Genomic DNA, 7,535 nt, shown 5'->3' on the forward strand with positions numbered 1-7,535 from the left:
GGCTCGGACGGTGCGCGGCGGGGGAGGGGAACGTGGGCATCGGAGGCATTCGCGCGAGAGGATGCGCCAGGACCCACGCCCAGTGCGAGCGTTCCCTGGTGCCTCCGCCACCACGGCCTCGGTGATGCGCGATGCGGTGGGGGAAGGCGCTCGCGCGGAGGCCGCGGGTGCACCTCAGGCGAGGTGCCGCTCGATGACGTCCACCCCCTCCTCAAGCTCGCGCGAGCTGCGGCAGCGCTGCTTCATCGCCTCCATGGCCGTGGTGATGTCGTCGCGCCCGAGCAGCGCGTCCACCCGCTCGGTGATGACACGGGCGTCCTTCGTGCGGATATCTCCCCGGAGCCCGAGCTGGTGGTGCACCAGCCGCGCCGTCAGTCCGGGCTGATCCGCGCCGAAGGGGAACAGGAGCATCGGGACGCCGAAGTACATCGCCTCGCGCACGGAGCCGATGCCTCCGTGGTTCAGGAACAGCCGCGCCCGGGGGAGGATCTCCAGCTGTGGAACCGAGGCCTCCACGCGGATGGACGGCGGCAGCGCCTTGCTCCGGAGCTGTTCGGCCAGGGCGCCGCAGCTCACGATGAGCTGCCAGCCCTCTCGCTGGCGGAAGGACTCGATGACGGCGGTGAAGAAGCGCAGCGCGGACGCCTGGCCGTCGCCGAACGTCCCCAGCGAACAGTAGGCGAGCGGCCTGGACGCGTCGTAGCCGCTCCAATCGAAGGTGCCGTCGTGGCGTGAGGGCTCCACGCTCGTACCCACGTAGTGCCGGTGCGGAAGGTCGCGCAGCGGTTCGAAGTCCAGGGCCCTGGGACCAATCACCAGCTCCGGCACGTCCGGCCGGTAGCCGAAGTCCCCCCACCGCAAGCGGCGTCCCGCGCGCCGGAAGGACTCGTGTCCCGCCCAGCTGAGGGCGCGGTCATACAGGCTCCGGTGCCAGGGGATCCTCGCCTGGAACGTCCACGCCACGAGGTTGCGCGCGCGTGCGCTCGCACCACCGCGAGGGGGAATGGCCGACGAGTGTACGGACGGGTAGTCCAGCGAGAAGGGGGCGGAGTACGTGGGGTTGAGGCTGAGGTACGGGAGCCCGCGCTCGAGCGCGCCCGCGGCCACGTTCCACACCACCGGATCCACCAGCACCCCGTCGAGCGCATCCGCGTCCACCCACGCGTTGAACTCGGCCGCGAGGTGTTCGTTGTAGCGCGCGCGCAGGTGCAGGAAGCGCACGCCGGGGACGCGCGTCGCCCAGCTCGGGGAGACGCGGAGCCGCTCGGTGTAGCGGGTGCTCTCGAAGCCCTGCCGCGTCACGTGCGCCTCGAAGGCCTCGGGCACGAAGTAGCGGACGCGGTGGCCCCGGCGCACCAGCGTCCTGGCCAGGGCGAAGGTGGCGTTGAGGCCACCGTACTCGGGCAGCATGTAGATTCCGACCGTGGCCATCGGGCAGGGCCCTGCTCAGTTCGCCCGGGCAGCGGCCACGGCGTCGAAGGACCCGCGGATGCCGGGGTCCTCCGCGGTGCCCTGGCCCGCGAGGTCATCCCGCAACAGGACCAGGCGGGGACGCAGGGACAACGAGGACTTGGGACGAGCGGGGAGTCGTTGCATGAGGGAATCCCATTTCAAATCACGATGCGCCGTGCGCCTCGAGCACGGCCAGGGCCTTGCGGAGCTGGGCGGCGCGGGCCGTGGCGGTGCGGGCGGTCACGATTTTCAATATCACTGCGTACTGCTCGGTCTTGCTGTACGCGTCGAACGCCTTCGCCGCCCGAGGGCTCGCCGCCAGGGCCGCGGCGAGCTCGGGTGGGACGGTGGCGTTGCGCTGCGACTCATAGGCGGCGGCCCACCGGCCGTCCGCCTTGGCGGCGTCAACCTCGGCCAGTCCGGACGGTCGCATCCGTCCCGCCGCGAGCAGCTCCCCGACCTTGTCCACATTGATTCGCGACCAGCGGCTGCGCGGCCGGCGGGGCACGTACTTCTGCAGGTAGTAGACGTCGTCGTAGGACTTGCGCAGGCCGGAGATCCAGCCGTAGCAAAGGCCGACGTCGACCGCCTCGTCGTCAGTCAACGAGGGGATGCCCGACCCCTTCTTCGCGAGCTTCAGCCACACCCCGGCTTGCAGGTCGACATGCGCGTCCAGCCAGGCCGCGAACTCCGCGGCGTCGCGGAAGGCAATCACCTCGGCCTCGTTGACGGCAGGCTTCTTCGGCACGCGTGACTCCTCCGGTGGGAAAGGGGCGCTCACGGTGCTGCTTATCAGTCCTGACCGGACTCAGGTGCGGTTCGCGGCGAGCCACTCCAGAGCCCGCGCGGTGACGTCCTCCGCTGACAACCTGGAGGTGTCCAGCACCAGGTCGTACCGCTCCGGGCGAAGCAGCTCCCCGGCCCAGGCGCTGCCCGCGAGTCGCGCGAAGTTCTGGAGGTCCGCCGCGTCCCGGGCCGCCAGCTGCTCCCGCACCTCCTCCAGCGTGCCCGGTGCATCGCCTTCGGCATGCCGTGCGTGCACCCGTCGAGCGCGCTCCTCCAGCGGACACTCCAGGAGCACCCGCAGCACCCGTCCTCCGCGCCGGGCCAGTTCCGGCTCCAGGCGTGACACCACCCACGGTCCGAAGAAGCTGTGGAGGAGGGCCCCTCCCTGGAGGATGCGCTCCTCCTGAAGCCCGTCGAGGAACGCATCCAGCTCCCGGGCCGCGCCGCCGTCCAGCGAGGCCCCGTAGCGCTGCACGCTCGGGAAGCCCCGGACCGCGGCCATCCGGCGCTTGAGGTCTCCGACGTTGAAGGCGCGCAGGCCCACCGCGCTCGCGAGCCGCTCGGCCAGCGTGTTCTTGCCCGCGCCGTGCCGGCCTCCAATCACCACCGTCCAGGCCGTGGGCCCCGCCAGGTCGCCCGCGCGCTCCCGCCTCATGCGGGGCATCCGGTCCCGGTAGACGCGCAGCAACTCGTCCGCCGCCTCGCGGGCCTGTCCCTCCAGGAAGCGTGCGCTGGCGGCCTGGAAGGCGCGCCTCCGCTTCACGTCGTCCACGGGGATGTCATGGGTGGCGAGCACGTTCCCGCGCCCCGGCTCCCGCTGCTCTCGCGGCGAGACGTCCACGTCCACCGTCTCCTCCAGCGAGCGCAGCGGATCCACCATGTCCAACACCTCCGCGCCGCGAGACACGTGCGCACCCCGGAGGCACACCGCCTTGAGCCGCACGGTGAGGCCCGGCAGGAGCGCGTCGTTCATCTCCTGCTGCACGTCGTCCAGGAACGCCAGCACCTCGGACGTCGATGTGGGGCCGGCGAGCCAGAGCTGCACCTTGTCCGGCGGTGCCCGGGCCACGCGCACCTGCTCGCGCCAGCCCGCGCGCAGGTGGCGCAGCACCGAGGCCGCCACCAACTGGATGGCCTCCGAGCCCGCGTCGAAGCCGTAGAACTCGTTGACCGCCATGATGCGCGCGCCCATGCACGTGCCCTGGTGCTCGGGGCCCCACTTGATGGGGCGGTGCTCCTGCTCCACGAAGCGCTCGGAGGTGTAGGCGCTGTCGGTGAGCTGGATGAACGTCTCCTGCGCTCCCAGGCCCGTCCCCAGCAGCTCTCCCTCCAGCGCCTCCTGGGACAAGAGCCCCGTCACCGGATCCTTCAGCTCCTTCGGCGCTGGAAGCGCGCCCTCCGCGTGCAGCCAGCGCAGCAGGGCCCTCGCCTGGGGCCGCAGGATGGCGGAGTCGCCGTCCCCGGCTTCCGCATCCGTGGGCGGATGCTCCACCAGCACGATGCTGTCCCGGCGCGTCTTGGCCTGCTTGCACAGGGACGTGGCCAGGGCCATGGCCTCCGCGAACCGCTCATCCCCTCCGTCCGGAGCCGGCGTGGCTCCCATGGAGAGGGTCGGCGCCCACAGGACTCCCTCCTGGAAGGGGTCGGCGCTCACCTTCACGCTGTCACCCAGTCGCGCGCGGAGCCACTGCTCCCATTCGCTCCGCGTCTGCTCCGCGCCGGCCTCCGCGCGCTTCCAGACGAGCAGCCGCACGCCCCCGTTCGGCTCGGCCAGCCACGCCGCCACCGAGGGCAGGCCGCCCACGTCCTGCTCGCACCCGTCCACGCCCGTCACCCGCAGCACCGCGAGCTCCTCCGCCAGGGCGCGCGCGGACTCCCGCATCGCCTCCAGGGTCCGGCCGAACTCCGAGGCCGTGGCCCCCGGACGGGAGATGACCCCGAACTCGTCGCCGGAGAGGTAGCGGAAGAAGCAGGCCCCGTCGCGCCGGGCCACCGCGTCCAGCCGCTCGAAGAGGCGGCGGATCATCCCGTGGCTCTCATCCCCCACGAGCCGGCGGCCATAGAGGCGGTTGAGGCACTGGAGCTTGTCGATGTCGCCCATCGCCACCCAGGGGCTCCGGGGGCCCGCGCGCAGACGCTCGGCGAAGGCCCGCTGCCCGTCGCGGCGCTGCGCCGTGGCGGCCCCTCGCAGGGCGTGGCGGTAGCGCGGCTCCACCGCCTCCTCCGACACGGAGGTCACCACCCCCAGCACCACGCCTGTCTCCTCCTTCCAGGCGTACACCTCGTGCGGCACGTTCTCCGTCAACAGGTGCTCGACGAAGTCCCACGCCAGCTCCACCGCGTCCCGCGTCGTGGCGGCCTTCACGAGGACCGCCCCCACTCCCCAGCCTCGCACCAGCCCCGCGGACGCCTGCCCGCGCTGGACGGGCAGGGCCAGGGGCACCTCCGTCATGCGGGTGAAGGCGCGAAAGCGCTCCGCCCTCCGTCCCAGCAGGACGTGGAAGTGACAGCCCGCGCTCCCCTCCGGCGCGAAGCGGGCCGTCCACGCCGCGCTCAACTTCGCCTCCACGAAGCCCAGCACCTGCGACAGCCGGGACCGGGTGAGGTGGTTGCCCCACGCGGCGCGCGGGAAGAGCACGTGCTCCACGCCGCCTGACCCGGCACGGCGTGACAGCAGGCCGAAGGCGTCCTCGCCCAGGCGCACCTCCTCGGCCTCCGGGCCCACCGCGCACCAGCGGCAGCCCTCCACCGGACCGTGGGGGATGAAGGCCTCCAGCGGGGCCGGAGTGGACAGGACGGGGACGGTGGCGGCCATGGACTGGCTCATGACGTGGGGGCTCGCGGTTCGGCGGTGATGGCGGGGACGGGAGATGGACGGTGCACGGCGAGCAGCGCCAGCGGGATGACGCCCGCGACGACCACGAAGAGCCCCTCCGCCCCGAAGGCCGCCGACATCGAGTGGCGATCCGCCAGCACTCCGAACAGCGGGGACAGCACCATCAGCACCAGGCTCTGGAAGAAGCCGGCGAACGACATCACCGTGGCGCGGTGCGAGGAGGGGATGCCCTTGTGGAGGGTGTCGTTGACCAGGGGGCGCACCAGGCCGCTGGTGAGCTGGCTGATGAGGATGACGCCCACGCCGGCCAGGCTCGTGCTCCAGGCGAGGAAGAAGTAGTGCGCCGCCAGCAGCACGGGGATGGACAGCAGGGCCAGCGACTCCCCGGTCCACCTGACGATGCGGTGCGTGTTCCGGGCCACCACCGCGCTGGACAGCATCCACACGAAGTAGATGGCCCCGAAGAACTTCAGGTCCACGCCCGCCTCATGCATGTACGGCTGCGAGAACTTGAAGCCCGTCAGCATCGCCGCGCCCATGAAGCCGGAGAAGAGGACCAGGTAGCGCAGGGGGCCGCTCGCCCACACCACGGAGGCCGCGTGGCGCATGTGGGCCACGGAGGGCTTGTCCCGCGTGGAGCGATGGTGCGGTGGCTCGCGGAAGGTGAGGGCCACGACGAGCGCCGCGGCCGAGCCCAGCAGCGTGAGCAGCACCGGCAGCCGCAGCGACACCTCCGCCGCCGCGCCCCCCAGCAGCGAGCCCACCCCCATGCTCCCCAGCCGGTAGGACCACGCCCTGCCCTCGTGCTCCCGGTACTCGCCCTCGCGGCCCAGGGACTTGAGCGTGTCGTAGAGGAAGGCGGAGTCGGAGCCGGACTCGAAGGCCAGGTGGATGCCGAGCACCGCCGACGCGAGCACGAAGACGCCCAGGCCGTTGCCCACGAGGAAGAGGGCGAGGAAGACGACCTTGCACACCGCGGCGATGACGAGCGCGTGCTTGCGGCCCCACGTGTCCGCCACGACGCCGCTGGGGACCTCCAGCGCGAACTGGAAGACGGACTGCACCACGACGAGCAGCATGATCTCGCCGTAGTTCAGCCCACGCGCCTGGTAGTAGAGGATGGCGACCGGGAACCAGAAGCTGAGCGTGGACAGCAGCGAGTACGCGTAGAAGCGGGGCACATTGGGCGCGAGCCGCGCCGGGCTGGATGAGGACACGAAGGCTCCTGGAGAGAGTCGGTTGGAGGGATTCACCCGGCCGCGCTGAAGGCCTTCTCGGGCGTCACCGCCGCGAGCCGCAGCTCCCACGCCTGGGCGACACACCCGGCGACCTGCGCGGGCGTCAGGCCCGTGGTGTCCACGTGTCGCTCATGCCACGCCGTCCCCGCCGGCCGCGCCGCGCCGTCCGCCAGCCTCACCACCAGCCCGTCCCCCGGCACCCGGCCCGCGCCCTCCGGCCGGGTGTCCGCGAAGACGGAGGGCCGCGCGCGCAGCACGACCTCCAGCAGCCCGCCGAGCTGTTGCCACACGGCCGGGTCGCGTGACAGGTGCTCTTCGCGCGCCAGCAGCGCGGGCGTGGAGGGCTCCAGGTCGGCCTCGTCGAGCCCGGGCCTCACCGCGCCCAGCTCCACGGCCCGGGCCAGCGCCGCGGCGACGTTCGCGAGCGACTGCCCGGGGGCCAGCACTTCCTGGCGGACCACCCGCCGCAGCAGCGCCTGGGGCCGTACCAGCGTCCAGCCGAGCCGCGCCGCCAGCTCGCGCGAGGCCTGCTCGGTGAACGCGGGCGGGCCGCCGGAGAGGGCGCAGTGTCCGCCGGGGGCGGCGGGAGTGCCCAGCAGCCGGACTGACTCCTCGTTGGTCTCGCGGTGCTCGGAGGGCGGCGCATCCAGGGGGACCCAGCGCGCGCCGCGCTCCTCGAGCACCCGGTGCAGCTCCGAGCGCACGAAGTGCCGCCGCACGTTGCCGCCGCCAAAGCCCCAGGTGGACACGGGCGTGGCGCCCGACTCCTGGTACACGTACCGGTCCGTCTCCACGAGCTGCTCCGCGAGCGGGCGCCGCTCCAGCCGGGTGAGGAAGCCCGTGCGCTCCACCAGGTCGCAGGAGATGGGCACCACGTGGGCATGGGCGTGGGTGTCACCCCGGTCCGCGCAGTGGAAGCGGCAGATGGCGGAGCGCCCGTGCTCGTACACCCCCACCTCGCCGAACACGGCATGGAGGCGCGCGGCGACCTCCTGCTGGGCCAGCCGGAAGCGCAAAGAGTCCAGCCCGTCCAGGTCCTCCGCGGAAGGGACGTGGGACTCGGACACCACCAGGACGTGGCCGACCAGGGCCGGGCGCGCATCACACAGCACGCGGGCTCCCGGCGTGCTGAACAACAACCGCTCGTGGCCGGCGATGCGACAGAAGGGACAATCACTCACGGCCAGGGCTCCTGGGTGGGGGTGCGCGGCGCGATACAGGGG

Annotated in this window: 6 protein-coding genes; all 6 read right to left on the bottom strand. The window is 72.4% G+C overall.

Annotated features, from left to right (window positions below):
* Positions 1 to 174 precede the first annotated feature (174 nt).
* Positions 175 to 1,431 carry a glycosyltransferase gene (locus D7X12_RS36565; protein WP_120629835.1) on the bottom strand — a complete coding sequence of 419 codons (1,257 nt, stop codon included), beginning with the start codon at positions 1,429 to 1,431 and terminating at the stop codon, positions 175 to 177.
* Between the two features lie 15 nt (positions 1,432 to 1,446).
* A complete protein-coding gene (locus D7X12_RS43200) occupies positions 1,447 to 1,596 on the bottom strand; it encodes a hypothetical protein (protein ID WP_158620197.1) in 150 nt (49 codons plus the stop codon).
* Positions 1,597 to 1,615: 19 nt separating this feature from the next.
* On the bottom strand, positions 1,616 to 2,200 hold the full coding sequence (locus tag D7X12_RS36570; protein WP_120629836.1) for a YdeI/OmpD-associated family protein: 585 nt from the start codon (positions 2,198 to 2,200) through the stop codon (positions 1,616 to 1,618).
* Between the two features lie 60 nt (positions 2,201 to 2,260).
* Positions 2,261 to 5,053 carry a cytidylate kinase family protein gene (locus D7X12_RS36575; protein ID WP_120629837.1) on the bottom strand — a complete coding sequence of 931 codons (2,793 nt, stop codon included), beginning with the start codon at positions 5,051 to 5,053 and terminating at the stop codon, positions 2,261 to 2,263.
* 8 nt (positions 5,054 to 5,061) lie between these two features.
* Positions 5,062 to 6,291, bottom strand: a complete 1,230-nt coding sequence (locus D7X12_RS36580; protein WP_158620198.1) for an MFS transporter — start codon at positions 6,289 to 6,291, stop codon at positions 5,062 to 5,064.
* A 32-nt stretch (positions 6,292 to 6,323) separates the two neighbouring features.
* The coding region (locus D7X12_RS36585) for an HIT family protein (protein WP_208719515.1) at positions 6,324 to 7,535 on the bottom strand (1,212 nt) is incomplete at its 5' end.

It is taken from the genome of Corallococcus sicarius (assembly GCF_003611735.1).
GTDB classification, from domain to species: Bacteria; Myxococcota; Myxococcia; order Myxococcales; family Myxococcaceae; genus Corallococcus; species Corallococcus sicarius.